The following is a 26,147-nucleotide window of genomic DNA, read 5'->3' as shown; positions in this document are numbered from 1 at the left end:
AAGCGCCCTAGCCAGCAGCTCGCCCACACCGACCCCCTCCGCTACCTGGCCGAGCTGTCGTCCGCCGGAGAGGCAGCCGAGTTGTTGAACCCATCCGGCCTCGGCTCGTTCGGTTGGGTATGGGCGGGCACCGAGTCCGCAGCACGGCGTGCTTCGCGGGCCCTGATCGCCTGAGCCTGTACTAGCGCCGCAGCCTCCTCCTGGTCCCGGTGGAGGGCAATGGCGTCCGTCGGCCCCTCAGGTGTGTCCACGTGGACGTTGGCGAGACGTAGACGCCGCTGGAGCGGTCCCTGGTGGAGGCGGACCGATTGAGTCTTGTGGTGGAGCACGATCGACGTACGGCGGCTTACCCAGCCCCTGGTGGTCACCAGTACCTGCTCGTCGAAGCCGTAGGCCAGGTACCGCCAGCCGACCGGCCGCAGCCACTTCGCTCGCGACGGCGCCTGGTGCATCGGGACCGCGAACAGGTTGAAGCCGGGCAGTACCTGCGCGAGCACCCCGATCACTTCCCCATGCGGACCGACCGGCAGCAGCTGCGCGCCCTCGTTCTCGTCCTCGCCATCCCCCTTGGAGCCGGCGACCCCAGCGATGTCCAGATCGACCCGGGACCAGCCGAGCAGCCGCCAGATCAACGGCTCGGTGATCAGCAGGCCCTGCACGCGCCCCGGCGGCACGGTCTGCCGCTGTACGTCGAAGAGCCCGCGCTTGGTACGCAGGCCCTCATGCGTCTCCGACAGGGTGAAGCCGTGGTTGCCGACGACCTGCTTCCAGATCGGCTGCACCACACCGAGCAGCAGCGGCAGACCGGCGAACAGCCCGGCATGGGCATCCAGCACGGTGACCGACACGATCAGTACGACCAGACCACCGGCGCTGGCGAGCACCGTCGACGACAGCAGGGTGGCGCCGAGCAGACGTCCGGTGGGGACGACCAGTAGCGGCTCGGGCTCGACCTCATCAGCCGGGTGGTGCTGGATGGCGTGCTCGCCCTTGGCCCTGACCAGCAGAGTCGCACGGAGCTTCTGCGCTTCGTCGTACGAGAAGTAGCTCAGCCGGCCGTCGTTCTTGCCGCCGCCGGCTACATCCATCCGCAGCTCGGCCATCCCGAACAGCCGGGCGACGAACGGCTGCGCGACGTCGATGGTCTGGATCCGGTCGAACCGGATGATCCGGGTCCGCCGGAACAGGAAGCCGCTGTCGACCCGGATCGCGTCGCCGGTGAGCTGCCACTTGGTGAACCACCACGACAGCGCGCCGAGCAGGATGCCGCCGACCAGCACCCCGGCCAGGCCGATGCCGGCGATCTTCAGGTTGGTCCGCAGGCCCTCGTTGTTGGCCATCGCGAACGCCGCGATGACGAAGTACCCCCAGCCCTTCACGAATGGCGTCAGCGGATGCAGCCGCGCACCCATGACCTCTTCATGCGGCTGGGCCAGCTCCTGAGACGCGGGCGGCGACGGCTCGGTCACAGGCCCCACGCCTGCGCTTGGCCGAGCGCGGACAGCCGGTCACGCAACCGGCTCGCCTCGTCCGGATGCAGTCCGGGGATCTTCGCATCAGTGGCCGGCGTGGCCGTGTGCAGCTCGACCGTGGCGATCCCGAACGAACGCTCCAGCGGACCGGCCGCGACATCCACGAACTGCATCCGCCCGTACGGCACCACGACCAGCTGGCGGAACATGATCCCGTGGCTGACGAGCAGCTCGTCCTCGCGCTCGGCGTACTTCCAGGACCGCTGGTTGCGCCCGATCAGCACCCAGGCCCACAGGTAGCCGAGCACGACGAGCACTACCGCCAGTACGCCGTACAGCCAGTCCAGCAGCATCCCGAGCAACAGGAGCCCGGCGACGGCCAGTACGCCGAACATGACTGCCGCGCTGACCCGGCGTACCGCCGCTAGCTTGGGCGAGACCGGCGTCCAGCTGACATCCGAAGGAGCAAAGAGGTCGTCCACCCTCTAAGCCTGTCACGATAGGGGTCATGAGTACGGAACGCGTGGTGGGAATCGGGGCCGGTGCCGCTGCCTTCGAGCGTGGCGGGACCGATCCGGGGTCCGAGCTGCCGACCACCGACATGGTGCTCAACATCGGGCCGCAGCATCCAGCGACCCACGGCGTACTGCGGTTGCGGCTGACCCTGGACGGTGAGCGGATCGTCGGCTGCGAGCCGATCGTCGGGTACATGCACCGGGGTGCGGAGAAGCTGTTCGAGGTGCGCGACTACCGGCAGATCATCGTGCTGGCGAACCGGCACGACTGGCTGTCGGCGTTCTCCAACGAGCTCGGCGTGGTGCTCGCGGTCGAGCGGATGATGGGGCTGGAGGTCCCGGTCCGCGCGGTCTGGCTGCGGACCCTGCTGACCGAGCTCAACCGGATCCTCAACCACCTGATGTTCCTCGGCTCGTACCCGCTCGAGCTGGGCGCGATCACGCCGGTCTTCTACGCGTTCCGCGAGCGCGAGACGATCCAGGCGGTGATGGAGGAGCTGTCCGGCGGCCGGATGCACTACATGTTCAACCGGGTCGGCGGTCTGAAGGAGGACCTGCCCTACGGCTGGCTGGATCGGGCGGGGGCGGCGTCTTCCGCAGTACGGCGCCGGCTGCCCGACATCGAGAACCTTGTCCTGGGCAACGAGATCTTCCGGGCCCGGACGGTCGGCGTCGGCCGGCTCTCACCTGAGCTGATCGCGGCGTACGGGGTGTCCGGCCCGATCGCCCGCGCCTCGGGAGTCGACGCCGACCTGCGCCGCGACGAGCCGTACCTGGCCTATGAGGAGCTCGCCCGCGACGGCGTACTCCGCGTGGTCACCCGCACCGACGGCGACTGCTTCTCCCGCTTCTCCGTCCTGCTGGAACAGGTGAAGGTCTCCCTCGACCTGGTCGACGCCTGCCTCGACCGCCTCCGCAGCCTCCCCGCCGGCCCCGTCAACGTCCGCCTCCCCAAGATCCTCAAGGTCCCCGAAGGCCAGACCTACACCTGGACCGAGAACCCGTTGGGCATCAACGGCTACTACTTGGTCTCCCGAGGCGACAAAACCCCCTGGCGCCTCAAACTCCGCTCCGCCAGCTTCAACAACATCTCGGTCCTCCCCGAAATGCTCCCCGACACCATCGTCGCCGACATGATCGCCATCCTCGGCAGCATGTTCTTCGTAGTCGGCGACATCGACAAATAGCCGCCCGCGCACGCTCCAACTCGCCGGCCAGGCACGGCGAACCATTCACGCGGAGTAGACCCATCGACCTTAATGATCTATTTTTAGATCACTAAATGGGTTAAGGATCCAAAAATGGATCACAATGAACGGATCGGGAGATGGCTGAGCAAGCTAAGCCGCTGCCCCGCCCAGTCGCCAAGGCACTGGGCACCATCGGCAGCCACTTCGTCACGTGGCGAAGGCTCCAGGGCCTGACGGCCGAACAGGTCGCGGATCGTGCCGGGATCTCACGGGGAACTGTGCAACGGCTCGAGTCCGGAGACGGCGTAAGTCTCGAAAGCACGCTCCGCATCGCGCGCGCGCTCGGCGTGATGGATGTGCTGGTCGCCGCCGTCGACCCGTACTCGACCGACGTTGGCCGGCTGAGGGCCGACGAGGAGCTGCCGCGCCGAGTACGACCAGCCCAGATCTCGGCGGAGGATTCCGATGGCTAGGTCCGGCATCATTGCTGCCACCGGAGCGCCGTTGCCGTCCAAGGTCGACGTGTACGTCCAGATCGACGGAGAGGATCTGCGAGCCGGTCAGCTGAACTCTCACTACGGCCGCGGTGCGGAGTCGGCGACATTCCTCTACGACGCGGGCTACCTCGCCGATCCACGCGCCTACGCACTCGAGCCGGCTCTGCCCAAGGTCGCCGGCGCACAGCACACCGCGCTCGGCGTCAACATGTTCCACTCGTTCGCCGACAGCTCCCCGGATCGCTGGGGGAAGGTGCTGATCACCAAGGCCGAGCGCCGTCGTGCGATCGAGGCGAGGTCGGCACCGCGCACCTTGAGCGAGTTCAGCTACCTCCTAGGTGTTCGCGACGACCTCAGGCAGGGCGCGATCAGGTTTGCCCTTCCTGGCACCGATGAATTCATCGCCGACGACGTCGACGGCGTACCGGCTCTCGCAGATCTGCCTGAGCTACTCGATCTGGCAGAACAGACCGAAGACGACGAAACCGATCTGTCCGGGCTGCGCAAACTCCTTCGGGCCGGCAGTTCGATCGGTGGTGCTCGACCCAAGGCGCACGTCCGCACCGAGGACGGCAAGATCGCCATCGCCAAGTTCCCGAGCAGATCTGACGACTGGAACGTGATGGCCTGGGAGAAGGTGGCCTTCGACCTTGCCCGTGCGGCGGGCATCGCCGTACCGAATTCGGCGCTTCTGAAGATCGCCGGGCGCGATGTGCACGTGATCGAGCGGTTCGACCGAACGGCTGCTCGCCGGATCGGCTACGTGAGCGCGATGACGATGCTGGAGGCGAGAGACGGTGACACGGGTAGCTATCTGGACATCGGTGCCGTCATCGAGGAGCACTCGGCGGCGGCGAGTGAAGAACTTCGTCAGCTCTGGAAACGCATCGCCTTCTCGGTTCTCGTCTCCAACCTTGACGACCACCTGAGAAACCACGGCTTTCTGCGCAGGGCCAGCAACTCGTGGACGTTGTCGCCGGCCTTCGACCTGAACCCCGACCCGGCGCCCGGCGCGAAGTTCCTTTCGACGGCGATCAACGAGTCCGACACCGAGGCGAGTATCGAGCTCACCCTCGAGGTGGCGGAGATCTTCCGGCTGGATCGGGCAGCCGCTGTCACCGCACTCTCAGAAGTCGCGGCTGCGACGGCACGCTGGTCCGAGATCGCTGCTCAACTCGGGCAGACCAAGAGGCAGATCGATCAGATGGCTCCAGCCTTCGAGCACGAGCAAGCCAAGATCGCCCGCGGGCTCGGCTGACATCCAGCTCAACTCCGGCCGGTACTCCGCGGCTGCCGCCGACGAAAGCTCAACTCCGGCCGGTCAGCGACAGGTGGGGGTCAGGAAGCTGCCAAGCCCCGCAGCTTGAGGTCGACGACTGTGGGGGCGTCGGCGTGGGAGTGTTTGTCGCCGGCGGCTACGACGGTGGCGACCTCTTCGTCGATCTTGTCGAGGCGCTGGTCGATGGTGTCGAGGCGGCGCTGCATCAGGTCGACGAACTCGGCGTTCTCGACGACGCGGGCGCTGGTGATGCGGGAGTACTCCTGGGCCACGTGGGCACGCTCGTCGCTGTGGGCGAGGCGTTCGATCAGGAGCTGGTGGCGGGTCAGGACGGAGGCGCCGATCGCGACCGCCACAGCGGCCACGGCGGCGACTCGCAGGATCCACTGGTTCTGGGAGAACAGGGAGACGCTGACGCCGATGCAGATCATCACGAGCAGCACGTTGGCGACCACGAGAACCGTGGCCCTGGTACGACGGCGGCTACCCCTTGACCCCATGGACCGACATGTTAGGGGGTCTCGTCCGGGTCATCGGGGATCCGACACGCGCGTTCGAGCATCAATCCGGCCGTGACGACCAGCACAGAGATCACCGCCGCGGCGCCGGCCGTGATCACACGGTTGCGCGGGCCCGAGGAGCTGACCGCGCCCAGGAAGGATAACGCGAACCCTGCGTAAACACCGCTGCACAACGCGCCGACGAACGCGCTGGCTTTCCCGATCAGCAGCAGGAAGACCGCCCGCGACGGCTCGACCCGTTCTCGCCGGACCTGGATCCGCTGATGGGTGTTCCGGGCCGCGACGAACAGCAGCGCGGCCAGGAAGCTCCAGGCGACCAGCGTCAGCCAGGAGATCATCGGCGCGACGCCACCACCGGACTCGATCGCCTTGACCAGGGTCCAGCCGATCGCCGCCCCGAGGACGACGATCGCGACCAGCAGCCGCCGTGAGGTCGGCCGGACCGTACCGGGTGGCGGCTCGTGGCCGGCCCCCGGCGCCCGGTCCGGACCGGGACCGCCTGACACCACTACTGCAGCTCGATGGTGAGGTCGTCGAGCTTCTTCACCCCGTCGCTGCCCACCTTGGCGAGCAGCTCGGCCACCGGGCCTACCCCGGGCAGGACCGCGTCGGGCTCGATGTCCAGCCAGGGCGCGAGCACGAAGGCGCGTTCGTGCGCACGCGGGTGCGGCACGGTCACTTCCTCGGACTCGATCGTCTTCTTGCCGAAGGTGATCAGGTCGACATCGAGCGTCCGGGGCGCACCAGGTGCCTCGTACTCCCGGCCGAACGCCTGCTCGACGGCGTGCGCGCGGTCCAGCAGCGTGTCGACCGACAGGGTCGTGTCGGCCAGCAGCACGATGTTCAGGTACGGGCCGGACTCCTCCGGACCGATCGGCTGGGTCTCGTACACCGGCGAGACCTTGAAGACGGTCACGTCGGGGGTGTCCCGCAGTGCGTCGACGCCGCCCTGCAGGTTGGTTTCCCGGTCACCGAGATTGCTGCCGAGCGACAGGATCACCTGCCGGATCGGCTTGAGGCCACCGCTCAGGGTGTCCGCGTCGATCACGTAGGGGCTAGGGGTCTCAGTCACGAGGATTCTCCGGCTCTGCGCTGCACGGTCAGGACAACGTCGTCGAACGGCACCGTGATCGGCGCCGAGGGTTTGTGGATGGTCACCGCGGTACCGGTCACCCGCCGGTCGGCGAGGCACAGGTCCGCGATCCGTTGGGCCAGGGTCTCAATCAGGTCGACCGGGTCGCTCTCGATGGCCGCGTGCACCTGCTCGGCCACCAGACCGTAGTTCACGGTGTCGGCGAGCCGGTCGGACGCCGCCGCGGGCCGGGTGTCCAGCTCCAGCCGGACGTCCACGACGAATTCCTGCCCGTCGGCCCGCTCGTGCTCGAACACCCCGTGCCGGCCGAATCCACGGATGCCACGGATCTCGATCACGTCCGGCGGCCGCACCTCAAGGGGCAGCGCGGGACCGCTCACTCTGCCTCCTCTTGTCGACCCCCAGACGACAGTACCGGGGAGGCGTGGTGGATCCACAACCGCCAGCCGGAAGTCGTCTTGCGGAAGACGTTGGTGGCCAGTGCCTTGCCACCGGCGAAACCCTCCTCCGGCGCCCCTTCACCGGACGACAGGACATTCTCCGTACACGTGACGTAGGCCACGTCTTCATCCACTCTTACCTGCACGTCGGTCAGGAAGAACTGGATGTACGGGGTGTTGGCGAAGATCATCGCCCAGGCCCGCATCATCTCCGGGTACCCGTAGATCGCCGCGTTGCCCGGATGGATGCAGACCGGATCGGGTTCCGGCAGCCAGACCGCGGCCATCAGGTCCAGGTCGCCCGCCTCGAACGCGTTGTAGAACGCCGTGTTCGCGTTCAGCACCACGGACTCCGCGGTCGCGGTCCCTCGGCGCGTACCGTCCGGCTCTTCGCTCATACCGCTCCCCACCGGCGCGCCACCCGCACCGCATCCGCACTCGGCGCCACCGCGTGAGCCCGGACACACCAGGCTCCGGCCGCGGCGGCGAGGGCGGAGACGGCCGCGCTCGCGTCGTCTCGTCGTACGGCCGGTCTAGGCTCGCCGGTCTCCTCGTCGGCGAGCAGCCTACCCAGGAACGCCTTGCGCGAGGCACCGATCAGCAACGGCCTTTCCAGTACGCCGAACTCGCGCAGCCGCCGCAGTACCTCCCAGTTGTGATCCGCGTTCTTCGCGAACCCGATCCCCGGGTCGACCGCGACCCGGTTCAAGTCCACTCCAGCCGCGCTGATCGCCTCCAGCCGCCCGGCCAGCTCGGCGACCACCTCGGCCACCACGTCCTGGTACTGCGCCCGCTCCTGCATCTGTGCAGAGTGCCCACGCCAATGCATACACACGTACGGCGTACTACGCTCCGCCACCAGCCCGAGCATCTCCGGGTCGGCCAGCCCGCCGGACACGTCATTGACCATCACCGCGCCGGCGTCGAGCGCCAAAGCAGCCACGTCGGCCCGCATCGTGTCGATCGAGATCAACGCGCCCTCGGCCGCCAGCGTCTCGATCACGGGCAGCACCCGGCGGATCTCCTCGGCCGGCGCCGGCCGCTCGGCGCCTGGCCGGGTCGACTCACCGCCGACGTCGAGCAGGTCGGCACCCTCGGCCATCAGCTCCCGGCCGTGCTTGATCGCGGCCGACGGCTCGAACCACTCGCCGCCGTCGGAGAACGAGTCCGGGGTCACGTTGACGACGCCCATCACCAGACAGCGATCCGGTCTGGGCAGGCCTTCAACATGATTCGGTGGGGCAGTTCGCACCCGACCACCGTAGTGGTCCTGCTCGAACCGCCCCACCTAGGTACCAGGCCCCCATCGGCTCCGGGCTCCCGCCCGGGGCCGCTAACCCAGCACCAGCGAGGCGCCGCTAGCGGACAGCGCCTCACCGATCGGTTGTGCGTAGGACTCGTTCTGCTGTCCGTGCTTGTCGAGGCACTGCCCGCTGATCAAGGCGGCGCCGCTGGTGATTCCCTGCGCGTAGTCACCGGTCATGTTGGCGCCACCGGAGTCACCGGCCTCGACGCACGCGGTGTGCTCGATCAGTCCGCGGACGACTTTGTTGTTGCCGTAGTTCACGGTCACGTTCCGGGCGACGATCTTGCCGCAGGTCCAGCCGGTGCTCTTGCCGGACTTGCACAGGTCCGACCCGACCATCGCGTCGGCGGTGCCGCGGACCTGCACGTCGGTCGCGCCCCATCGCTCGACCCGGCCCTGCTGGTCCCAGCCCTCGATCACGCTGACCGTGCCGAAGTCGTTGCCGGGGAAGCTGGAGCTGCGGGTGTTGCCGATGATGTAGCCGTTGCGGGAGAAGGACGGCCTGCCGGCCGTGCAGTGCCCAGCCGTGACGAAGATCCGGGCGCCGTCGCTCGTAGTGGCGTTGAAGCCCAATGAGCACGTGTAGCCGGTGTTCTTGTCGACCTGATAGCCGCCCAGCAGCCCGAACTGCTCGTCCGTGGTGGTGACGACGCCGGGCGTGCGGCGCACGGTGACCTTGCCGCCGTTGGCTTGCGCCTTGCGCAGGAACCGCTTGGTGATCGGGTCCCGGACACCCTCGGGCACGGAGACGACGACGGTGCCGCTGATCGGATCGACGTACCAGGACTTGACCCGGCCCGCCGTCGACCTGGTCGCGAGGTGATCGAGCTGAGCCTGTACTCCGAACAGCTGCTCGGCCGTGTAGCGGACGAGCCGCGGAACGGCCCCGGCCTGCCGGACGAGCGCCGCCGTCGCCAGGTCCGACACCGCGACCACCAGGGTCCCCGTGTCGTCGACGTAGCTGCCGATCGCGCGCGAGCCGAGCTTGCTGTCGAGCGCCTGCGCCTGGTCCTGGACCTCGAGCACGCGCTGGTCCGCTGTGGGGAGCTTGGCGGCTCCCACGGGGGCACGGTGCTCGTCAGCCTGGGCGCCGTTCGCCGCGATCAGTCCGGCAGCCGTCAGCACGACGATCCCGGTGAGTGCGGCGCCGACCTGAAAACGCCCTGACATCCAATCCTCCTCACGCCGGCGCCCTGCACCCGAGTCAGAACGCCACTACGGACCGTAGGCGTTCGGACACGGAATGTCCATGTGTAACGGCTTCGGAAGTTCAACGAGCCTCCGGGCGCCGAGGCTACGGAGTACCGGAAACTTCCTGCCCAGGCAGGGAGTCAGCCGACGATCAAGCTCATCGCCTCGGCGCGGGTTACCGGGTTGCGGAGCTGGCCGCGGACCGCCGAGGTGATCGTCTTGGCGCCGGGTTTGCGGACGCCGCGCATCGTCATGCACAGGTGCTCGCACTCGATCACCACGATCACGCCCCGCGGCCGGAGGATCTCCACCAGCGACTCGGCGACCTGGGTGGTCAGCCGCTCCTGCACCTGCGGCCGCTTGGCGAAGACGTCGACCAGCCGGGCGAGCTTCGACAGCCCGGTGATCCGCCCGTCCGTACCGGGGATGTAGCCGACGTGGGCCACCCCGGTGAACGGCACCAGATGGTGCTCGCAGACCGACCAGACCTCGATGTCCTTGACCAGGATCAGCTCGTCGTGGCCGAGGTCGAAGGTCGTCCTCAGCACGTCCTCGGCCGTCTGGCCGAGCCCGGCGGTGATCTCCGCGTAGGAGCGCGCGACCCGGGCCGGGGTGTCTTTCAGTCCTTCGCGGTCCGGGTCCTCGCCGATCGCTATCAGCAACTCCCGGACGGCAGCCTCGGCACGCGCGTGATCGAAGGTCGGCGATGTCATTTCGCCAACATAAGCGATGCCCCGGGATCCGCTGGGATCCCGGGGCATGGCCTTGGCTGAGTACTACCCTCCGACGGGCGGAGTCGGGCCGCCGCCGTAGTCCGGGCCCTTGGCCGCCTCGTCCGGTCCGATCGAACCACCAGGGATGACGTCCTGGAGGGAACCGTTCTGCTCGGGCCGCGGCAGCGGCATCACCGGCGGCTGCTCGGACGGGACCCGGGTCGAGGACCCGGTCCAGGCCGGCCGCAGCTCACGCTTCTGGATCGGCGCGAACACCCGGGCGATCTCGCCCTTGTCCAGGGTCTCCTTCTCGAGCAGCTCCTCGACCAGCGCGTCGAGCACCGCCCGGTTCTCGACCAGGATGTCGAAGGCTTCCTGGTGAGCGTTCAGGATCAGCTTGCCGACCTCCTCGTCGACCGCCGCGGCGATCTCCTCGGAGTAGTTGCGCTGGCTGCCCAGATCGCGGCCCAGGAACGGCTCGCCGGAGTCCTGGCCGAACTTGATCGCGCCCAGCCGCTCGGTCATGCCGTACTGCGTGACCATCGCGCGGGCGAGCGCGGTCGCCTTCTCGATGTCGTTGCTCGCACCCGTGGTCGGGTCGTGGAAGACCATCTCCTCGGCGGCCCGGCCGCCGAGCATGTAGGCCAGCTTGTCGAGCATCTCCGACCGGGTGGTCGAGTACTTGTCCTCGTCCGGCAGCACCATCGTGTACCCGAGCGCGCGACCGCGCGGCAGGATCGTCACCTTGTGCACCGGGTCGGAGTGCGGCAGCGCTGCAGCCACCAGAGCGTGTCCGCCCTCGTGGTACGCCGTCAGCACCTTCTCCTTGTCGGACATCAACCGGGTCCGGCGCTGCGGTCCGGCGATCACGCGGTCGATCGCCTCGTCGAGCGCGTTCTTGTCGATCTGCTGCTTGTTCAGTCGAGCCGTCAGCAGCGCGGCCTCGTTCAGCACGTTGGCCAGGTCGGCGCCGGTGAAGCCCGGCGTACGGCGGGCGACCGCGCGCAGGTCGGCGTTGTCCGACATCGGCTTGCCGCGGGCGTGCACCTTCAGGATCTTCTCGCGACCCGGCAGGTCCGGCGCGTCCACGGCGATCTGGCGGTCGAAGCGGCCCGGCCGCAGCAGCGCAGGGTCGAGCACGTCCGGCCGGTTCGTCGCGGCGATCAGGATCACGCCGCCGCGGACGTCGAAGCCGTCCATCTCGACCAGCAGCTGGTTCAGCGTCTGCTCGCGCTCGTCGTGCCCGCCACCGAGGCCCGCGCCACGGTGCCGGCCGACGGCGTCGATCTCGTCGATGAACACGATCGCCGGCGCGTTGGTCTTGGCGGTCTCGAACAGGTCGCGGACCCGGGAGGCGCCGACACCGACGAACATCTCGACGAAGTCCGAACCGGAGATCGAGTAGAACGGCACGCCGGCCTCACCGGCGACCGCGCGGGCGAGCAGGGTCTTGCCGGTACCCGGCTGGCCGTAGAGCAGGACGCCCTTCGGGATCTTGGCTCCCACGGCCTGGAACTTCCCGGGCTCCTGCAGGAACTCCTTGATCTCGCCGAGCTCCTCGATCGCCTCGTCACACCCGGCCACGTCCGCGAAGGTCGTCTTCGGGGTGTCCTTGGTGATCAGCTTGGCCTTCGACTTGGCGAAACTCATCACCCGCGAGCCGCCACCCTGCATCGAGTTCATCAAGAAGATGAAGACGACCGCGATCAGCAGGAACGGGATCAGCGTCGAGAACACCTGGCCGATGAAGCTCGGCTTCGGGTTCTCCACGTCGTACTTCTCGATCTTGCCGTCCTGGAACAGCTTCTGGAGGTCGCCGCCGAGGGCGTTGCCCTGGCCGTCCACCCAGTGCGCCCGGACCTTGGTGCCGTCGGTCTTCTCGATCCGGATCTCCTGATCCGGGTCGATCAAGGTGACCGTCTTGATCGACTTGTCGGCCGACGACGTGGCCTGCGTGATCAGTTGCACGACCTGACCCGTGGGCTCGGTCTTGTACCCGGTCGAGCCGGTCAGGAGCTGTCCGATCACCAGCACGCCCAAGAAGGCGATGACGATCCAGAACAGGGGTCCGCGGAAGATGCGCTTCACGTCCATGATCAGGGCAGGCGCCCCGTCCCTCCTAGCTCAGCAGGCCCGGGATAACGGGCTTGTGACGGTAATACCAGCTCAAGTGTCTCGTGTCGGGCAAGCGTGCCCACCACGAGGGTCACCGAACGACGGTACGACCCTGTCTACAGCCTGTCACCAAGTCCCCGTCTCAGGTCCTTGACGGGTCAGCATGCCAGGGGTGGCGCGGAGGTCAGGAATAGACGTGCGGGGCGAGCGTCGCCACGCAGCGCAGGTTGCGGTACTTCTCCGCGTAGTCGAGCCCGTAGCCGACGACGAACTCGTCCGGCAGCTCCAGCCCGACGTACTTCACCGGAACAGCCATCTTGGCCGCGTCCGGCTTGCGGAAGGCCGTGCAGATCTCGACCGAGGCAGGCTTGCGGGACTGCAGGTTGCTGACCAGCCAGGTCAGCGTCAGCCCGGTGTCGATGATGTCCTCGACGATCAGCACGTGCCGGTTGGTGATGTCGGTGTCCAGGTCCTTCTGGATCCGCACCACGCCCGACGACTTCGTCCCCGAGCCGTAGGAGGAGACCGCCATCCAGTCCATCTCGACGTGCCGGCTGAACGAGCGGGCGAGGTCGGCCATCACCATCACGGCGCCCCGCAGGACGCCGACCAGCAGCAGGTCCTTGCCCTCGTAGTCCTGCTCGATCCGCCCGGCCAGCTCCCGGAGCTTCTCCTGGATCTGGTCCTCGGTGAAGTGAATCTGGGCCAGGTCCTTCTCGATGTCCGACGCATCCACGAGCTCAGCCTGTCACATGGCAGGGCGTGCCCGGTAATCCCGTGCAGTCGCGAGGAGGTGCTCGGTGCGGTAGCTCGGCGTGCTGGAGTGAAGGCCTCGATGTTTTTCCATCGTGGCCTTTGCTCCAGCACGCCGAGGTGCCGTGCCGAGTGCCCCGCAGCACGCACGGGATTACCGGGCACGCCCTTTGGCCAAGACGAGGAATCCGCCCTTTCTTGCTGCTTTGACAGCTTGTGGGAGGTCGATCCAGCGTTGGCCGCGCCAGTCGGTGATGAGCGCGTCGACGGCCGAGATGTGGCCGGCAGTGAGGTCGTTGGCGCGGCAACCTGCTTCCAGCGCAGCTTGTCTGAGTACTCGCGTGCGGAGTGCGGTGGCCTCCTCCTCCAGCACCGAGACGTCGCAGCGGACTTCTCCCTCAGCATGGTGGACAGCTGTCTCTGCCAGGTCAGCGGCCAGTACGTCGAGTGCGTCGGCGTCGGCGCGCAGCAGGCTCGCAGTACGGGCCAAGGCTTCTGTCACGCCCGGGCCCAGTGCTTCCTCGAGAACAGGCAGTACTTCGTGCCGCACCCGGACCCGTCTGTACTGCGGGTCGTCGTTGTGCGGGTCGTGCCACGGGCGCAGACCAGATGCGATGCACGCGGCGGCTGTAGCACTCCGCGGCACCTCCAGCAGCGGCCGCCGGAGCAGCCCCGCCGTCGGAGCCATCCCCGCCAACGACCGGGCCCCCGACCCCCTCGCCAACCCGAGCAACACGGTCTCTGCCTGGTCATCCCGGGTGTGCGCGAGCAGGACGACATCCGCCCCCAACTCGTCCGCCGCATCCCGCAGGGCGTCGTACCGAGCAGCCCGAGCCGCCCCCTCAGGCCCACCCTCGGTACCAACCTCCACAGCCCGCACCACCACAGGCTCCAACCCCAACCCGCGACACTGCCCAGCCGCCACCTCAGCAGTCTTGTCAGACCCCACCTGCAGCCCGTGATCGACCACAACGGCCCCGGCGCTCAACCCAAGCTTGGGAGCCTCGAAGGCAGTCGCCGCCGCGAGCGCCAGTGAGTCAGCTCCGCCCGAGCAAGCAACCAACACCGTCGTCCCGCGCGGAAGCTCAGCCAAGGCAACCCGAGTAGCCTCCCGCACCCTCGCAACAGCAGGATGAAGACGAGGCCGCGCCCCAGCAGCCCGCTGGCTCGGGACCGCCTCGCCTTGGGTTTGCTCAGCCGTGTAGTCGGGTGACCCAGGCATCGGGGTTGGCGATTTCGGTTTTGGTGGGGAGGGTGTTGGGGGCGGTCCAGACCTTGTTGAAGCCTTCCATGCCTACGCGGTCTACTACCCGGCGGACGAAGGCGGCGCCGTCCTGGTACTGGCGCAGCTTGGCGTCCAGGCCCAGGAGTTTCTTCAGGAGCTGGTCTACGGGGTTGCCGCCGGTTCGGCGGGAGGTGAACTTGGAGCGGATGGTGTCGACGGTGGGGATGACGCTGGGGCCCACACCGTCCATGACGAAGTCGGCGTGGCCCTCCAGGAGGGACATGACCGCAGTAAGCCGGTCCAGTACGGCGCGTTGCTCCGGGGACTGCATCAGGTCGACGAGGCTCAGCTCCGCCTCGCCCTTCACCGAACGCCCGAGCCGCTGCACGGCCTCGCGGAACATCGCCGCGTACGCCGACGCGTCCAGCTCCGCCTGGTCGAGGAACAGCGCGATCTCCGACCGCAGGTGATCCCGCAGCCACGGCACAGCAGTGAACTGCACCCGGTGGGTCTCCTCGTGCAGGCACACCCACAACCGGAAGTCCCGCGGTACTACGCCCAGCTCCGACTCCACATGCATCACATTGGGCGCGACCAGCAACAACCGCCCGGTCAGATCAGGCCGAGCCGGATCGGGCTCAGACGGGTAGAACGGGTCGAACTGCCCAAGCACCCGAGAAGAGAGGAACGCCAGCAGCGCCCCCGCCTCGATCGCGGTGACCCGGGACCCGACACCGGCGGCGAGCCCGCCCATCCGCTCCTGCTTCTCGCGCAGCTTGTCGGCCAGCGGCTGCAGTACCGTCCGGAAGCCGTCCGCGTTGGCCTGCACCCAGCCCGGCCGGTCCACGATCACCACGGGAGCCGTGGCCGACGTCGCCGTCAGCCCGGTGAACTCACGCACGTGGTGCTCCGAGTCAGCGGCGAACTGCCTCAGCTCGGCGACCACCTGGTCCGCCTCGGCCCGACTGACCGCAGGCCCCGGCCGGAGCAGCTTGCGAGCTACCCCGATCGCCAGCTGCCAGTCGACCATCTCAGTCGCGGTACTACCTTCAGCCGTACTCATACATCGACCCTAGTGGCATGTTCCAACATGCGCGCGCTGTCAGCAGCCGCAAGCCGCCAGGGCTGAGGTGACGCGGTCCAGGGCGGCGCGGGCGTCCAGGGCCTTGGCGGGTGGCGCACTGTCCGTAGCTACTGCGAAGACGAGCAGCGTCCCCGACTTGTCCCGGGCATACCCAGCCAGTGAGTGGACGCCGGTGAGAGTGCCGGTCTTAGCCCGGACCATGCCGGTACCAGTGGCCGTCCCCGGCCCCGCAAACCGCTCCCTGAGACTCCCGGTGAACCCGGCGATGGGCAGCCCGGTCAGTAGGTGCCGCAGCTGCGGGTTGTCCTCGGAAGCCGCCACCCGCACAGCACCAGCCAGTACCTCCAACGGCACCTGGTTCGTCCGGGACAGCCCGCTCCCGTCCTCGATCCGCGCCCCGGTGAGGTCCAGCCCCAGCTTGGTCAGCGTCGCCCGTACTCCGGCCACGCCACCCGTATAGGAGCCACCGTTCTTGGTCGCCAGCCCGACCTGCCGCAGCAGGACCTCAGCGCCGTCGTTGTCGCTGTGCAGGTTGATGTACTCGACGATGTCCCCCAGCGTCGGCGAATCCACCTGCGCGAGAGCCTTGGCCCCCGCGGGCGCCACCGCCGCCTTCAACCCAGTCGCCTTGATCCCCACCTTCGCCAACTGAGCAGCGAACGCAGTGGCGGCCGCAGCGGCGGGAGAGTCGGCCCGCTTCGCCATGCCGGCCGACAGGCGCCCCTCGTTGACCCAGAGCGCAGAGGTCCGGGCAGCGATGCCCTCGGTGAGGTAGTTCGGCTCCCACTTCGGGTTGGCGGAGGGCCCGGTGAACAGGCTCGCGTCGTACCCGAGCGTGACGCTGGTCACGCCGTCGGCCTTCAGCGCCTTCGCAGTACTAGCGGCCAGGTCCTGCAGGGTGGCCCGGGTCGGGAAGTCCAGCGGATCGGTCTGCCGCTTGGTGACGAGCAGTGGGTCGCCGCCACCAACCAGGATGATCGAGTTGCCCGACCGCACGACCTTGGTCGCGAACCGGTGCTCCGGGCCGAGGGTCTCCAGCGCCGACACCGTCGTCAGGAGCTTCATCGTCGACGCGGGGACGTAGGGCTTCGCAGCACCGAGCGAGTAGAGCTCCTTGCCGCGGGACGCGTCGTACACGTAAACCCCGTGGTGCTTGCCCAACGACGGGTCGGCCAGGGCGGCGGCCACTGCCTTCGCCACTCCGGCTGCGGTCGGTGCAGCGCCCTCCGTCTTGGCAGGCGCGAGTACCGGCGGCGCTGCCGTCGTACCGGCTGCTGTCTGCGATGCACCAGGTACTGCTTGTGCACTAGTGACCAGTCCGGCCAGCACACCAGCGGTCAGCAGAGTGACGAAGACCGCACGGGGAGGACGGGCCACCTGGCTACTCCTGTCATTTCATCGGTCGGAACCATGACAGTATCTGCCGTATGGAGTTCGACGTCTTCATCGAGATCCCCAAGGGCACCCGCAACAAGTACGAGCTGGACCACAAGACGAACCGGCTGCGGCTCGACCGCACCCTGTTCACGTCCACTCAGTACCCCTCCGACTACGGGTTCATCGAGGAGACCCTGGGTCAGGACGGCGATCCCCTGGACGCTCTGGTCCTGCTGCCGGAGCCGACCTTCCCCGGCTGTCTGATCAGGGCCCGGGCGATCGGCATGTTCCGGATGACCGACGAGAAGGGCCCGGACGACAAGGTCCTCTGCGTCCCGGCCGGCGACCCGCGCCAGGAGCACCTGCGCGACATCCACCACGTGCCGGAGTTCGACCGGCTGGAGATCCAGCACTTCTTCGAGGTCTACAAGGACCTCGAGCCGGGCAAGTCGGTCGAGGGCGCCAGCTGGGTCGGCCGCGCGGACGCCGAGGCCGAGGTCACCGCCTCCTTCGAGCGCCTGAAGCGCGAAGGCCACTGAAGCACCACTGACCCATCAGCCCCGGCCACTGGCCGGGGCTGAGCTGTTCCACCAGCAACCAGCCCTCCAGCTCAGGCTGTCCCACCAGCAACCGGCCCTCCAGCTCAGGCTGTCCCACCAGCTGGTTCAGTCCTCGGGGGCCAGGCGACTCAGCAGCGCCAGCAACGTCTTCTGCTCGGCCGCACTGAGCGGCTCGAGCCAGCTCGCCTCCGCGGCGAGGATGAGCTGGTGCAGCTCGCTCAACAGCTTCTCGCCGGCCGGCGTGATGGCGACGATGTTGCGCCGCCGGTCCGCCGGGTCGGTCCGCCGGACGACGTGCCCCAGCCGTTCCAGCTCGTCGAGCACCGAGACGAGATCACTGCGGTCGAAGGAGATCCGGTCGGCCAGCGCCGCCTGCGCCGCGTCCCCGTCGTCGGCCAGGCTGGCGAGCACGTGGTAGTACTGCGTCCGCACGTTCGCCGCCGCCAACTCACGCCGCGCCAGCCGTTGCCACTGCTGGCTCGCCCTGGCCAACTGCCAGACGACCCGATCGCCGAGGCGGTGCTGGGACGACTTCACCTGCTCAGTCTAGGGCTGACCTCCATCGTGCCTTATCGTAGGAAGTACCCATCATTTAGACCTCCCACGATTTGGAGCCGGCAGATGCGCGCGATCCGGTACTACGAACACGGCGGCCCCGACGTCCTGCAGGTCGCCGACGTCGCGATCCCCGAGCCCGCCGACGGTCAGGTGCTGATCGAGGTCGAGGCGGTCGGCGCGAACGCGATCGACACCACCTTCCGCAGCGGCAACACCCCGTGGCCCCGGTCACTGCCCGGCGCGCTCACCGGTGATGTCGTCGGCCGCATCACCCGGCTCGGGCCGGGTTCGCCTTCCGGCGTACAGGCAAGCCTGCCTCCCGGCATACAGGTTGGTCAGCGGGTGGCGGCATTGTCTGAGGACGCCTTCGCCGAGCAGGTGGTGGTCGACGCCGAGTGGCTGGTGCCGATCCCCGAGGACACTGACGCGGGCGCGGCGACCACGCTGTCCATGCCGGCTCCGCTGGCGCTCCGGTTGCTCAAGGCGGGGCGACTGCAGCCCGGTGAGACGGTGCTCATCCAGTCGGCGGCCGGTGGCATCGGCCACTTGGCGGTCCAACTGGCCCGCGCACTCGGCGCCGGGACAGTGATCGGTACCGCGTCCTCCGCCGCCAAGCTCGACTTCATCCTCGAGCAAGGCGCCGACCTCGCCATCGACCTCAGCGACGGTGACTGGGCCGCGCGACTGCCACCGATCGATGTCGTCCTGGACTCCGTCGGCGGCAAGACCTTCGACCAAGGCTTGAAGCAACTCGCGCCACTCGGCCGGATGGTGACCTACGGCGCGATCAGCGGCGAACTCCCGACCGTCCACGCCAGCAGCCTCTTCAGCCTGATCTCCGTGACCGGCGTCTCCATGCTCGGCTGGCGATCCGCCCGGCCCGCCGAAGCGCGAGCCGACATCACCGAAGTCACCCGCCTCCTGCAATCCGGCGACCTCCGCCCCGTCACCAGCACCCCCTACCCCCTCGCCGAAATCAGCCGCCTCCACCAAACACTCGACGCCCGCACCAACCTCGGCCGCCTGATCGCAACCATCTGAAGCAGCCCATCACCGAGACCGACCAGGCAGTTGCTACCAGCTGATCAGCGAGTAGGACATCGGGGCCGCGCGATCGGGGATCGGGTTCAGTTCGGTCGGGCCGTCGGGGCCGCCGCGGGTCAACGGCGGCTCGGCGGCTCCGAGCCGGCGGTCCGTCGCCGACGGCGCCGCCGACCTCGCGACGGCTCGCCGCCGGGCACCCGGCCGGACCACGGACATCGCGGCCGCGATCATCGAACTGCTGCGCAATGACTTCACCACTGGCACCTGTCCCGCACGCCGACGGCGGAGATCGGCTGTTCTAGTCGTTCACGAACTGAAGCGCCTCACGCTGCATCGCCCACGCTGTACCCGGCCGGAAACCCGGAGCCCGAGGAAACCCGGCCTCAGGGCCGGCCGAAGAAGTCCGGGGCCTCCCAGTAGTAGATGCTGTCCGTCGTCACCGGCCGGCCCGGCCGCGGCGCGTGGATCATCCGGCCACCACCGAGGTACATCGCCACATGGAAGATCGTGCCGGGATCGTCGGAGTCCTCGGCCCAGAAGATCAGGTCGCCGGGCCGCAGGTCGTCCTCGGAGATGTGCTTGATCTGCTCGTACTGCGCAACGCTGTAGTGCGGCAGCTGCACCCCGGCCTTCTTCCAGGCGCCCATCGTCAGCCCCGAGCAGTCCCACGAGCTCGGACCAGCAGCGGCCCAGATGTAAGGCTCGCCCAGCTGCGCGAGGGCGAAGTCGATGGCGGCTCGGGCACCGCGCGAGTTGTGCCCGGAGCCACCATCGTTGCCACCGCCGTGCTTGCCCGGCTTGTGCTTCTTCGGACGCTTCTTGTGCTCCTGCTTGTCGTTGTTCCGCTCTTCGCGAGCCCTCCGTGCAGCCTCTTGGCGAGCCTCGCGCGCAGCCTCTTCGCGAGCCGCACGGGCCTCGGCCGCCTCCCGCGCGGCGATCCGCCGGCGCAGTTCCTCGGCCTTCTTCGCGGCCAGCGCCGCCGCCCGCTGCCGAGCCAGCTCCTCCAGCCCGCGCTGCCGCTGGGTCGCCACCTGTACGGACGTGTGCCGCAGTACGGCGAGCTGGGCGATCTGCTGCCGACGCTGCACGCCGATCGACGCCACCGCCGACCGCTGCTCGGCCTCAGCCGCCTCGGCCGCCTCCTTGGCCTTCGCCGCTTCGTCGGTCGCGGCCTGCACCTTGGTGACGGCCTGGTCCTTCTGCAGCTTGAACGCGTTGGTGACCACCTGGCTCGCGGTGTACCGGAGGTACGAGCCCTGCATCGCCTGCGACACCGAGCGCGCGGCGCCTGCGGAGTCGAGCAGCTCCTGCGCACCGTCGGCGGTGAACAGCGGCCCGAGCTTGGCCAGGTCGCCACCGCCCTGGTACGACGCTGCCGCGAACCGGCCGATCTGCTGCCGCTGAGCCGCCAGCGTCTTCTCGGCCCGGTCGGCGCGATCCCCAGCCGCCTTCGCCTCGGCCTGCGCCTGCTGCAGCCGGTACATCGCGCCGTTGTAGACCTCGCCGGCCTTGGCCGCCTGTACGCCGAGCTGCTCGAGCCGGGCACCGGCACTGGCGAGCTGCTGCTCGATGGCGCTGACCTGCGCGGCCTTCGTCGCAGCCGCCTTCTTGGCCGCGTCGACGGTGGACTGGGACGGAATGACCGGCGGCTTGGGATCAGCCTGCGCCGGGACGGCGATCAAACCCATGGTTCCTACCAAGGAGACCGCCAGCACCCCCGAAATCGTCCGCATGGGGTCTTCCTTCCGCCGAGCCCTTTTGGTCCATCTGGACCCAGTACGTGACACTAGTTGCCTTCAGCCCCAATGGGAACACTAATCCCACTAATAACTTTGTTGCACCTGCGTGTCGGCTTGACAAACTACAAGCTTGTAATTCTCGCGCAGCAAAATCGGCGCCCACCTTCCCAGGTGGACGCCGATGGTTGAGGCGAAAGCTATTTGACCGTGAAAGTCGCGACGACCGGCAGATGATCGGAGCCATTGGTGGTGATCACCGCGGCCGACAGCGGCTCAACTCCTTGGCGGGTGTGCAGCAGATAGTCGATCCGGGCGGTCGGGTTGTCCGCCTCGATCGTGTAGCCGAGTCCGACACCGACCTCGGCCCAGGTGTCGCGCCAGACCTTGGTGAGCGTTGCGATCTCCGGCGAGGTCGGCCGCGCGTTCAGATCGCCGACCAGGATGGTCGGGAGCTTCGAGTCGTCCAGCAGCTCGACCACCTTCTTCGCCTGCTCGAGCCGCTCGGCGTTGTTGTTCGAGGTCAGATGGGTGTTCGCGAGCCGCAGACAGACGCCGCGGATCTTGATCGCCGCCACCGACAGTCCCCGCTGCTCACCCGTCGGATAGAGCGGCAGCAGCGTGTTCTCGAAGTCCTTGATCGGATTCTTCGACAACACCGCGGTGCCGTACTGCCTGCGCGGCTCTCCCGGATGCAGCGGCGGCAGATCGAGGTTCGCCGCATAGGCGTAGTGCATCTTGAGCCGGGCCGCGAACCAGGCCGGCTGGTTGACCCAGTTGCTGCGCTCGCTCCAGTGGTTGTCGACCTCCTGCAGCCCGACCAGGTCGGCGCCGGAGTTCTCGATCACCTTGGCGATCCGCTCCAGATCCAGTACTCCGTCCGTACCGGCGCCATGGTGGATGTTGTAGGTCAGCACCTTCAACGGCTGCCCGGGCTTGTCCGCGCGGTCACTGCCGCGCGAAGAGGCGTCGGCCGCCGTCGGCAGCACCATCAACAGCCCCGCGAACGTGGCCAGCAACCGGGTGGGAAGTTTCCGCATGACCCCATCCTGGCCGTCAGCAGGCGACACCCGCGCGAAGTACGGGTGTCGCCACGCTGAATCAACGGCTAAGGCGTGCGACCGCACCCTTCGCGCCCGAGGCCCAGCAGCCGGCCTGGTGGCCGTGGCCCGCGCACTCGACGCTGTCGAAGCTGCCGTCGTAGAACTGGGTCCAGCTACGTCCGCCATCAAGGCTCACGTCGCTGCCCGACGGGCCGACCGCGACCACGGTGGCCGGCGACCACGGCACGAAGGCCGAACCGCTGCGATACCCCTTGGGCGCCTTGTCCGCCGGGACCAGCTTCCAGCTGCGGCCGCCGTCGGTGGTGACCGAAGCAGCCTTGACCGCCTCGGTCGGCTTCTCGAAGTCGCCGCCGACCGCCACTCCGAACAGCGGCCCCCGGAACGCCAGACTGAAGATTCCCGCAGCCCCGCCACTAGCCATCGGGGAGTCGCTCACCTTCCAGCTCCGGCCGCCGTCGAGAGTGCGGAACACCCGCGGCCGCTCGCCACCGCCGGTCGCGAACCAAGCCATCCGGCCGGGCCCGGCCACCAAGCAGGTCCCACTGGCCGCGAAAGCGAACTCACCCGGCAACGCCGCCGGCATCCCCTTGGTCGACTGCACCTTCCACGACCTGCCACCGTCCTCGGTCGCCGCGATCCGGAACTTGCCATCCACCGGGTCGCTCAACGCAAGCCCGTGCCGCGAGTTGTTGAAGTCCAAGCAGTCGTAGAACGCGTTCGGGTCCGTGTTGCGGAACGTCTCCGCCCAGTGCTTGCCACCATCAGCGGTCCGGAAGACCCGCGAGTCCTCGCCGACACCGATCGCCAGGATCACGGCGTGGTCCGCATCGAACGCCTCGACATCGCGGAACAACAGCGTCTGTCCGGGCGGGCTCACGTTCTGCCAATGACGCCCGCCGTCGAGAGTACGCAGTACCTGCCCCGCACTCCCCGCGACCCACGCGACGTCCTTGCTCACCGCCGCCAGCCCGCGGAACTGCGCCGTACTCCCTGTCGGCTTCAGATCCCACTTGTACTTCGCCCCGTGCTGCCCGACAGCTTGCGCCGGCACGAGCTGGGACATCGCGAGCAGAACTCCGGCCGCAAGCGCGGCGATGCGCAGGATCTTCATGCCGGGCAACGTAATACACGAAGCCGACAGAAAAGAAGCACTTCGTTCGAAGTGCCGGACAGCTCCGGTACTTCGAACGCGGCGCGTGATCGGTCAGCTCAGTTTGAAGGACTGTGTTGCGCCTCCGTTGCAGGTCAGCTGGACGAGTTGGGTGCTGTCGGCAGTGGAGCCGCCGGGAACGGTCAGGCACTTGCTGCTGAAGCGGCTGACGAAGTGGAAGTAGCCGCTGCCCTCGGAGACCGCCTGCCATTGCTGGTTGGTGCCGTTGCTGTACGTCCACAGTTGCAGGCCGGCGTTGTCGGCCGCGGAGACACCCGTCACGTCGATCACCTTGGTGGCGTCGCCGTGGTTGTTGACCCGGGTGAAGCCGTCCGACGTCGGCTGGAACTGGAACTGCTGGGCCAGCGTGCCGTTGCAGGTGTACTGCTGGATGACGGTGCCGTTGGCGGTACCGGCCGCGCGGGCGTCGATGCACTTGCCGTTGCCCTTGTTGGCCGCCGAGTACCACGTGTTGGCGTCCGGCTGGTCGACCGGCGGTACGGTCGTACCGCCGCCACCGAGCCACTTGATGGCGTCCATCAGGAACTGGTTCTGCGCCGGGCTGTCGAAGGTCGACGAGGTCCGGGTGTTGGTCTGGTAGTTCATCGCGTTGTGGCCGAAGTTGGCGTAGATCACCTTGTAGTTCTTGTTCGTCCACACGATCGGGTAGTAGCCGCTGGTCCAGACCTGCGTGGTGCCGACCGGGAAGCTGGACGGGTCGATCGACGCCAGTACCTGGATGTTCGGGTTGTTGCGCAGGTCGTTCTGCCAGCTGTACCACTCACTGACCGACGAGCGGAACGTCGCCGGGGTGTTGGCCAGCGCCGGGTGCGACCGGTTCTCGGCCTTCAGCGTGACCGCGGTCGGCAGCCAGGTGTTGCTGACGAACCGGCCGGTGCCGAGCAGGGTGTTGTTGAACCACGGCCAGCCACCGCTGGAGTCGTTGTAGTTCGAGACGTGGAAGCCCAGGAAGCCACCACCGTTCTCGATGTAGCGCTGGAACCCGGTCCGCTGCGCGTCGCTGTGCGGCGAGTCGTCCAGGAACATCACCACCGCGGCCTGCGCGGTCGTCAGGGAGTTCAGCCGGTCCCAGTTGTTCGTCTGCTCGTAGGTGAAGCCGTTCTGAGCACCGAACTGCGGGAACCGGACCGCCGCCTCCTTCTCGAAGTCGATGTGCGCGGCGTCGAAGGTACCGCTGTAGAACGCGAGCACCTTGAAGGTTGCGTCCACCTGGTCGGGTGCGGTCACCCGGGCGAACGCGCTGGCTGAGGTCAGGCTCAGACAGGCGACCACCAGGAGGGCCAGTAGTCGGGCGATACTGCTCTTGCGGACCATGTGCATGGGGCGGGTCCTTCCGTGAAGTACTACTTCAGTGGGCGATAACGGAGTCCGTATCCGAACGGAAACAGCGGCGTCTGCCCGTCGCCGACGTTGATGGGTTGTTGCGCGGCGCTCTTCATCCACGTCACCGGCAGTTGGCCGGTCGGGAAGTAGTCGCCGAACAGGACGTCAGCGACGCCCTGCCCCTCGGTGCCCGGCAGCCAGGCGGCGATCAGCCCGGCCCAGTCCGGCAGCTGTGCTGCGATGTCGAGCGGCCGGCCGGATACCAGTACGACGACCACCGGTACGCCGGTCGCCTTCAGCCGCGCCAGCGTGTCCAGGTCGGCCTGATCGAGCCCCATGGACGCGGGCCGGTCGCCCTTGCCCTCGGCGTACGGGGTCTCGCCGATCACCGCGACGGCAACGTCGTACGAGTCGTCGATCCCGGTCGCATCCTTGCTGTAGGCAACGGTCGTCGACGGCGCCGCCGAGTGCCGGATGCCTTCCAGGATGGTGGTTCCGGGGGTGACCGGGCCGCTCCCGCCCTGCCAGCCGACGGTCCAGCCGCCGGACTGGTTGCCGATGTCGTCGGCGTTCTTGCCCGCCACGAAGATCTTCTGGTTGTCCTTCGCCAGTGGCAGTACGCGCCCGGCGTTCTTCAGCAGCACCTGTGATTCACGGACCGCCTGGCGGGCCAGGTCGCGGTGCTCCTTGCTGCCGATGGTGCCGAGGAAGCTGCGATCGGTCAGCGGGTGCTCGAACAGCCCAAGCTCGAACTTCTTGGTCAGGATCCGCCGGTTCGCGTCGTCGATCCGGGCCTGCGGAATCCGGCCGGCCAGTACTTCGGCACGCAACGTGTCGATGAACTGCTTCCACGCGAACGGGACCATCACCATGTCCATGCCCGCGTTGATCGACGCGGTCACCTCGGCCGGCGTGAACCCGGACTGGCCGTCGATCTTGTCGATCCCGTTGTAGTCCGAGACGACGATCCCGTCGAAGCCCAGCTCGCCCTTCAGCACGTCGTTGATCAGATAGCTGTTCGCGTGCATCTTGACCGAGTTGAAGCTGCTGTAGGAGATCATCACCGAGCCGACGCCGCGGCGGACGGCCTCCTTGAACGGCGGCAGGTGGATCGCCCGCAGCTCGGCCTCGCTGATGTTCGTCTCGCCCTGGTCCTTGCCGCCGACCGTGCCACCGTCGCCGACGTAGTGCTTGGCCGTCGCGAGCACCGAGCCCGGATCGGACAGGGACTTGCCCTGCATTCCGTTGATGATCGGGGCCATCGTCCGGGCGAGCATCGGCAGTTCACCGAACGACTCGTACGTCCGGCCCCACCGGTCGTTGCGCGCCACGCACAGGCACGGCGCGAAGTTCCAGTCGATGCCGGTACCGGAGACCTCCTCGGCCGTCGCCCGGCCGATCTTCTCGGCGAGCACTCCGTCGCGGGTCGCGCCGAGCCCGATGTTGTGCGGGAAGATCGTCGCGCCCTTGACACCGTTGTGCCCGTGCACCGCGTCGACCCCGTAGATCAACGGGATCCCGAGCCGCGACGACAACGCGGTCCGCTGGAACCCGTCGTACATGTCGGCCCAGGTCTCCGGCGTGTTCGGCGTCGGCTGCGAGCTCCCGCCGGACAGCAACGACCCCAGCCCGTACGTCGCGACGTCGGCCGGATCGGTGATCCCCAGCCGCTCGGCCTGGATCATCTGGCCGAGCTTGTCGTCCAGCGTCATCCGCGCCATCAGGTCCTGCACCCGGACCCCCACCGGCTGGCCGGCGTCCTTGTAGGCCGGTACTTCGTCCGATACCGGCGAGGCCGGCGCAGGCGCGGGAACAGCCAGAACCAGGGCACCTGTCAGCAGGCCGACGAGGGCAGGCAACAGCTTCCGAGCGGGCATTGGGCGGATCCCCTCAGTGAGCGTGGTGTTACGTAGGGTTCGG

At 68.0% G+C, this 26,147-nt stretch carries 27 protein-coding genes; 5 read left to right on the top strand and 22 right to left on the bottom strand.

Annotated elements, in window-relative coordinates; all coding sequences use genetic code 11:
• Positions 1-41 precede the first annotated feature (41 nt).
• Both ACIA12_RS26155 and ACIA12_RS26150 read right to left on the bottom strand, forming a co-directional pair.
• Positions 42-1,469 (bottom strand): PH domain-containing protein, encoded by a 1,428-nt coding sequence (locus tag ACIA12_RS26155; RefSeq protein ID WP_396369715.1) that lies wholly within the window; start codon positions 1,467-1,469, stop codon positions 42-44.
• Complete coding sequence (locus ACIA12_RS26150; protein ID WP_363813890.1) at positions 1,466-1,954, bottom strand: PH domain-containing protein; 489 nt, start codon at positions 1,952-1,954, stop codon at positions 1,466-1,468. The genes ACIA12_RS26155 and ACIA12_RS26150 overlap by 4 nt, the downstream gene beginning before the upstream one ends.
• Positions 1,955-1,980: 26 nt before the next feature.
• On the opposite strand from ACIA12_RS26150, the gene ACIA12_RS26145 reads away from it, so the two are divergent.
• From ACIA12_RS26145 to ACIA12_RS26135, 3 genes are all read left to right on the top strand, one after another.
• Positions 1,981-3,174, top strand: a complete 1,194-nt coding sequence (locus ACIA12_RS26145) for an NADH-quinone oxidoreductase subunit D (RefSeq protein ID WP_396369714.1) — start codon at positions 1,981-1,983, stop codon at positions 3,172-3,174.
• A gap of 140 nt (positions 3,175-3,314) precedes the next feature.
• Entirely contained in the window at positions 3,315-3,650 is a 336-nt protein-coding gene (locus ACIA12_RS26140; protein WP_396369713.1) for a helix-turn-helix domain-containing protein, read from the top strand.
• Positions 3,643-4,932 carry a type II toxin-antitoxin system HipA family toxin gene (locus ACIA12_RS26135; protein WP_396369712.1) on the top strand — a complete coding sequence of 430 codons (1,290 nt, stop codon included), beginning with the start codon at positions 3,643-3,645 and terminating at the stop codon, positions 4,930-4,932. The genes ACIA12_RS26140 and ACIA12_RS26135 overlap by 8 nt, the downstream gene beginning before the upstream one ends.
• A gap of 80 nt (positions 4,933-5,012) precedes the next feature.
• On the opposite strand, the gene ACIA12_RS26130 is transcribed toward ACIA12_RS26135, so the two are convergent.
• The 13 genes from ACIA12_RS26130 to dacB form a co-directional block, all read right to left on the bottom strand.
• Positions 5,013-5,453, bottom strand: a complete 441-nt coding sequence (locus ACIA12_RS26130) for a hypothetical protein (protein WP_396369711.1) — start codon at positions 5,451-5,453, stop codon at positions 5,013-5,015.
• A gap of 11 nt (positions 5,454-5,464) precedes the next feature.
• Positions 5,465-5,980, bottom strand: coding sequence for a DUF3180 domain-containing protein (locus tag ACIA12_RS26125; protein WP_396369710.1), 516 nt, complete (start codon positions 5,978-5,980; stop codon positions 5,465-5,467).
• 2 nt (positions 5,981-5,982) lie between these two features.
• Positions 5,983-6,546 (bottom strand): 2-amino-4-hydroxy-6-hydroxymethyldihydropteridine diphosphokinase, encoded by a 564-nt coding sequence (gene folK / locus ACIA12_RS26120; protein WP_396369709.1) that lies wholly within the window; start codon positions 6,544-6,546, stop codon positions 5,983-5,985.
• Positions 6,543-6,947, bottom strand: coding sequence for a dihydroneopterin aldolase (gene folB, locus ACIA12_RS26115; protein WP_396369708.1), 405 nt, complete (start codon positions 6,945-6,947; stop codon positions 6,543-6,545). Before folB ends, folK begins: the two co-directional genes overlap by 4 nt.
• A complete protein-coding gene (locus tag ACIA12_RS26110) occupies positions 6,944-7,405 on the bottom strand; it encodes a nuclear transport factor 2 family protein (RefSeq protein ID WP_343975429.1) in 462 nt (153 codons plus the stop codon). The genes folB and ACIA12_RS26110 overlap by 4 nt, the downstream gene beginning before the upstream one ends.
• Positions 7,402-8,199, bottom strand: coding sequence for a dihydropteroate synthase (gene folP, locus ACIA12_RS26105; protein WP_396370424.1), 798 nt, complete (start codon positions 8,197-8,199; stop codon positions 7,402-7,404). Before folP ends, ACIA12_RS26110 begins: the two co-directional genes overlap by 4 nt.
• 141 nt (positions 8,200-8,340) lie before the next feature.
• The gene (locus ACIA12_RS26100; RefSeq protein ID WP_396369707.1) at positions 8,341-9,483 is read right to left on the bottom strand and encodes a S1 family peptidase; all 1,143 of its coding nucleotides are present in this window, start codon (positions 9,481-9,483) and stop codon (positions 8,341-8,343) included.
• A gap of 161 nt (positions 9,484-9,644) precedes the next feature.
• Positions 9,645-10,217, bottom strand: a complete 573-nt coding sequence (folE, locus tag ACIA12_RS26095) for a GTP cyclohydrolase I FolE (RefSeq protein WP_396369706.1) — start codon at positions 10,215-10,217, stop codon at positions 9,645-9,647.
• A 63-nt stretch (positions 10,218-10,280) separates the two neighbouring features.
• On the bottom strand, positions 10,281-12,311 hold the full coding sequence (gene ftsH, locus ACIA12_RS26090; protein ID WP_396369705.1) for an ATP-dependent zinc metalloprotease FtsH: 2,031 nt from the start codon (positions 12,309-12,311) through the stop codon (positions 10,281-10,283).
• 205 nt (positions 12,312-12,516) lie between these two features.
• Positions 12,517-13,068 carry a hypoxanthine phosphoribosyltransferase gene (gene hpt / locus ACIA12_RS26085; RefSeq protein WP_343975419.1) on the bottom strand — a complete coding sequence of 184 codons (552 nt, stop codon included), beginning with the start codon at positions 13,066-13,068 and terminating at the stop codon, positions 12,517-12,519.
• A 171-nt stretch (positions 13,069-13,239) separates the two neighbouring features.
• Positions 13,240-14,178, bottom strand: a complete 939-nt coding sequence (tilS, locus tag ACIA12_RS26080; protein WP_396369704.1) for a tRNA lysidine(34) synthetase TilS — start codon at positions 14,176-14,178, stop codon at positions 13,240-13,242.
• A 100-nt stretch (positions 14,179-14,278) separates the two neighbouring features.
• The gene (locus ACIA12_RS26075; protein ID WP_396369703.1) at positions 14,279-15,373 is read right to left on the bottom strand and encodes a zinc-dependent metalloprotease; all 1,095 of its coding nucleotides are present in this window, start codon (positions 15,371-15,373) and stop codon (positions 14,279-14,281) included.
• Between the two features lie 39 nt (positions 15,374-15,412).
• The gene (gene dacB, locus ACIA12_RS26070; protein WP_396369702.1) at positions 15,413-16,771 is read right to left on the bottom strand and encodes a D-alanyl-D-alanine carboxypeptidase/D-alanyl-D-alanine-endopeptidase; all 1,359 of its coding nucleotides are present in this window, start codon (positions 16,769-16,771) and stop codon (positions 15,413-15,415) included.
• A 50-nt stretch (positions 16,772-16,821) separates the two neighbouring features.
• Here dacB and ACIA12_RS26065 point away from each other — a divergent pair, with 50 nt between their 5' ends.
• Positions 16,822-17,310: an inorganic diphosphatase gene (locus ACIA12_RS26065; protein WP_396369701.1), complete on the top strand. Its 489-nt coding sequence runs from the start codon at positions 16,822-16,824 to the stop codon at positions 17,308-17,310.
• A 126-nt stretch (positions 17,311-17,436) separates the two neighbouring features.
• Here ACIA12_RS26065 and ACIA12_RS26060 read toward each other — a convergent pair whose 3' ends face one another.
• Positions 17,437-17,868, bottom strand: a complete 432-nt coding sequence (locus tag ACIA12_RS26060; protein WP_396369700.1) for a MarR family winged helix-turn-helix transcriptional regulator — start codon at positions 17,866-17,868, stop codon at positions 17,437-17,439.
• Positions 17,869-17,952: 84 nt separating this feature from the next.
• Between ACIA12_RS26060 and ACIA12_RS26055 the strand changes: the two genes are divergently transcribed.
• On the top strand, positions 17,953-18,930 hold the full coding sequence (locus tag ACIA12_RS26055; RefSeq protein WP_396369699.1) for a zinc-binding alcohol dehydrogenase family protein: 978 nt from the start codon (positions 17,953-17,955) through the stop codon (positions 18,928-18,930).
• A gap of 33 nt (positions 18,931-18,963) precedes the next feature.
• On the opposite strand, the gene ACIA12_RS26050 is transcribed toward ACIA12_RS26055, so the two are convergent.
• From ACIA12_RS26050 to ACIA12_RS26025, 6 genes are all read right to left on the bottom strand, one after another.
• Positions 18,964-19,188, bottom strand: coding sequence for a hypothetical protein (locus tag ACIA12_RS26050; protein ID WP_396369698.1), 225 nt, complete (start codon positions 19,186-19,188; stop codon positions 18,964-18,966).
• Between the two features lie 128 nt (positions 19,189-19,316).
• Positions 19,317-20,666 (bottom strand): NlpC/P60 family protein, encoded by a 1,350-nt coding sequence (locus tag ACIA12_RS26045; protein WP_396369697.1) that lies wholly within the window; start codon positions 20,664-20,666, stop codon positions 19,317-19,319.
• A 203-nt stretch (positions 20,667-20,869) separates the two neighbouring features.
• Entirely contained in the window at positions 20,870-21,709 is an 840-nt protein-coding gene (locus ACIA12_RS26040; RefSeq protein ID WP_396369696.1) for an endonuclease/exonuclease/phosphatase family protein, read from the bottom strand.
• Positions 21,710-21,770: 61 nt separating this feature from the next.
• Positions 21,771-22,844, bottom strand: a complete 1,074-nt coding sequence (locus tag ACIA12_RS26035; protein ID WP_396369695.1) for a WD40/YVTN/BNR-like repeat-containing protein — start codon at positions 22,842-22,844, stop codon at positions 21,771-21,773.
• Positions 22,845-22,937: 93 nt separating this feature from the next.
• Positions 22,938-24,224 carry a ThuA domain-containing protein gene (locus tag ACIA12_RS26030; RefSeq protein ID WP_396369694.1) on the bottom strand — a complete coding sequence of 429 codons (1,287 nt, stop codon included), beginning with the start codon at positions 24,222-24,224 and terminating at the stop codon, positions 22,938-22,940.
• A gap of 23 nt (positions 24,225-24,247) precedes the next feature.
• Positions 24,248-26,104 (bottom strand): glycoside hydrolase family 3 protein, encoded by a 1,857-nt coding sequence (locus tag ACIA12_RS26025; RefSeq protein WP_396369693.1) that lies wholly within the window; start codon positions 26,102-26,104, stop codon positions 24,248-24,250.
• Between the last annotated feature and the right edge of the window lie 43 nt (positions 26,105-26,147).

The sequence above is a fragment of the Kribbella sp. NPDC051620 genome (assembly GCF_044453825.1).
Taxonomy (GTDB): Bacteria; Actinomycetota; Actinomycetes; order Propionibacteriales; family Kribbellaceae; genus Kribbella.
Note: the sequence above shows the minus strand (reverse complement) of the source record. Positions and strands in the feature narration are given on the sequence as shown.

What these genes read in the sequence shown, in the direction of transcription:
- ACIA12_RS26145 (WP_396369714.1), top strand. Translation starts at nt 1,981, where the DNA reads ATGAGTACGGAACGCGTGGTGGGAATCGGGGCCGGTGCCGCTGCCTTC.
- ACIA12_RS26140 (WP_396369713.1), top strand. Translation starts at nt 3,315, where the DNA reads ATGGCTGAGCAAGCTAAGCCGCTGCCCCGCCCAGTCGCCAAGGCACTG.
- ACIA12_RS26135 (WP_396369712.1), top strand. Translation starts at nt 3,643, where the DNA reads ATGGCTAGGTCCGGCATCATTGCTGCCACCGGAGCGCCGTTGCCGTCC.
- ACIA12_RS26130 (WP_396369711.1), bottom strand. Translation starts at nt 5,453, where the DNA reads ATGGGGTCAAGGGGTAGCCGCCGTCGTACCAGGGCCACGGTTCTCGTG.
- ACIA12_RS26110 (WP_343975429.1), bottom strand. Translation starts at nt 7,405, where the DNA reads ATGAGCGAAGAGCCGGACGGTACGCGCCGAGGGACCGCGACCGCGGAG.
- folP (WP_396370424.1), bottom strand. Translation starts at nt 8,199, where the DNA reads ATGGGCGTCGTCAACGTGACCCCGGACTCGTTCTCCGACGGCGGCGAG.
- ACIA12_RS26100 (WP_396369707.1), bottom strand. Translation starts at nt 9,483, where the DNA reads ATGTCAGGGCGTTTTCAGGTCGGCGCCGCACTCACCGGGATCGTCGTG.
- folE (WP_396369706.1), bottom strand. Translation starts at nt 10,217, where the DNA reads ATGACATCGCCGACCTTCGATCACGCGCGTGCCGAGGCTGCCGTCCGG.
- ftsH (WP_396369705.1), bottom strand. Translation starts at nt 12,311, where the DNA reads ATGGACGTGAAGCGCATCTTCCGCGGACCCCTGTTCTGGATCGTCATC.
- ACIA12_RS26075 (WP_396369703.1), bottom strand. Translation starts at nt 15,373, where the DNA reads ATGAGTACGGCTGAAGGTAGTACCGCGACTGAGATGGTCGACTGGCAG.
- ACIA12_RS26065 (WP_396369701.1), top strand. Translation starts at nt 16,822, where the DNA reads ATGGAGTTCGACGTCTTCATCGAGATCCCCAAGGGCACCCGCAACAAG.
- ACIA12_RS26055 (WP_396369699.1), top strand. Translation starts at nt 17,953, where the DNA reads ATGCGCGCGATCCGGTACTACGAACACGGCGGCCCCGACGTCCTGCAG.
- ACIA12_RS26045 (WP_396369697.1), bottom strand. Translation starts at nt 20,666, where the DNA reads ATGCGGACGATTTCGGGGGTGCTGGCGGTCTCCTTGGTAGGAACCATG.
- ACIA12_RS26040 (WP_396369696.1), bottom strand. Translation starts at nt 21,709, where the DNA reads ATGCGGAAACTTCCCACCCGGTTGCTGGCCACGTTCGCGGGGCTGTTG.
- ACIA12_RS26035 (WP_396369695.1), bottom strand. Translation starts at nt 22,844, where the DNA reads ATGAAGATCCTGCGCATCGCCGCGCTTGCGGCCGGAGTTCTGCTCGCG.
- ACIA12_RS26030 (WP_396369694.1), bottom strand. Translation starts at nt 24,224, where the DNA reads ATGCACATGGTCCGCAAGAGCAGTATCGCCCGACTACTGGCCCTCCTG.
- ACIA12_RS26025 (WP_396369693.1), bottom strand. Translation starts at nt 26,104, where the DNA reads ATGCCCGCTCGGAAGCTGTTGCCTGCCCTCGTCGGCCTGCTGACAGGT.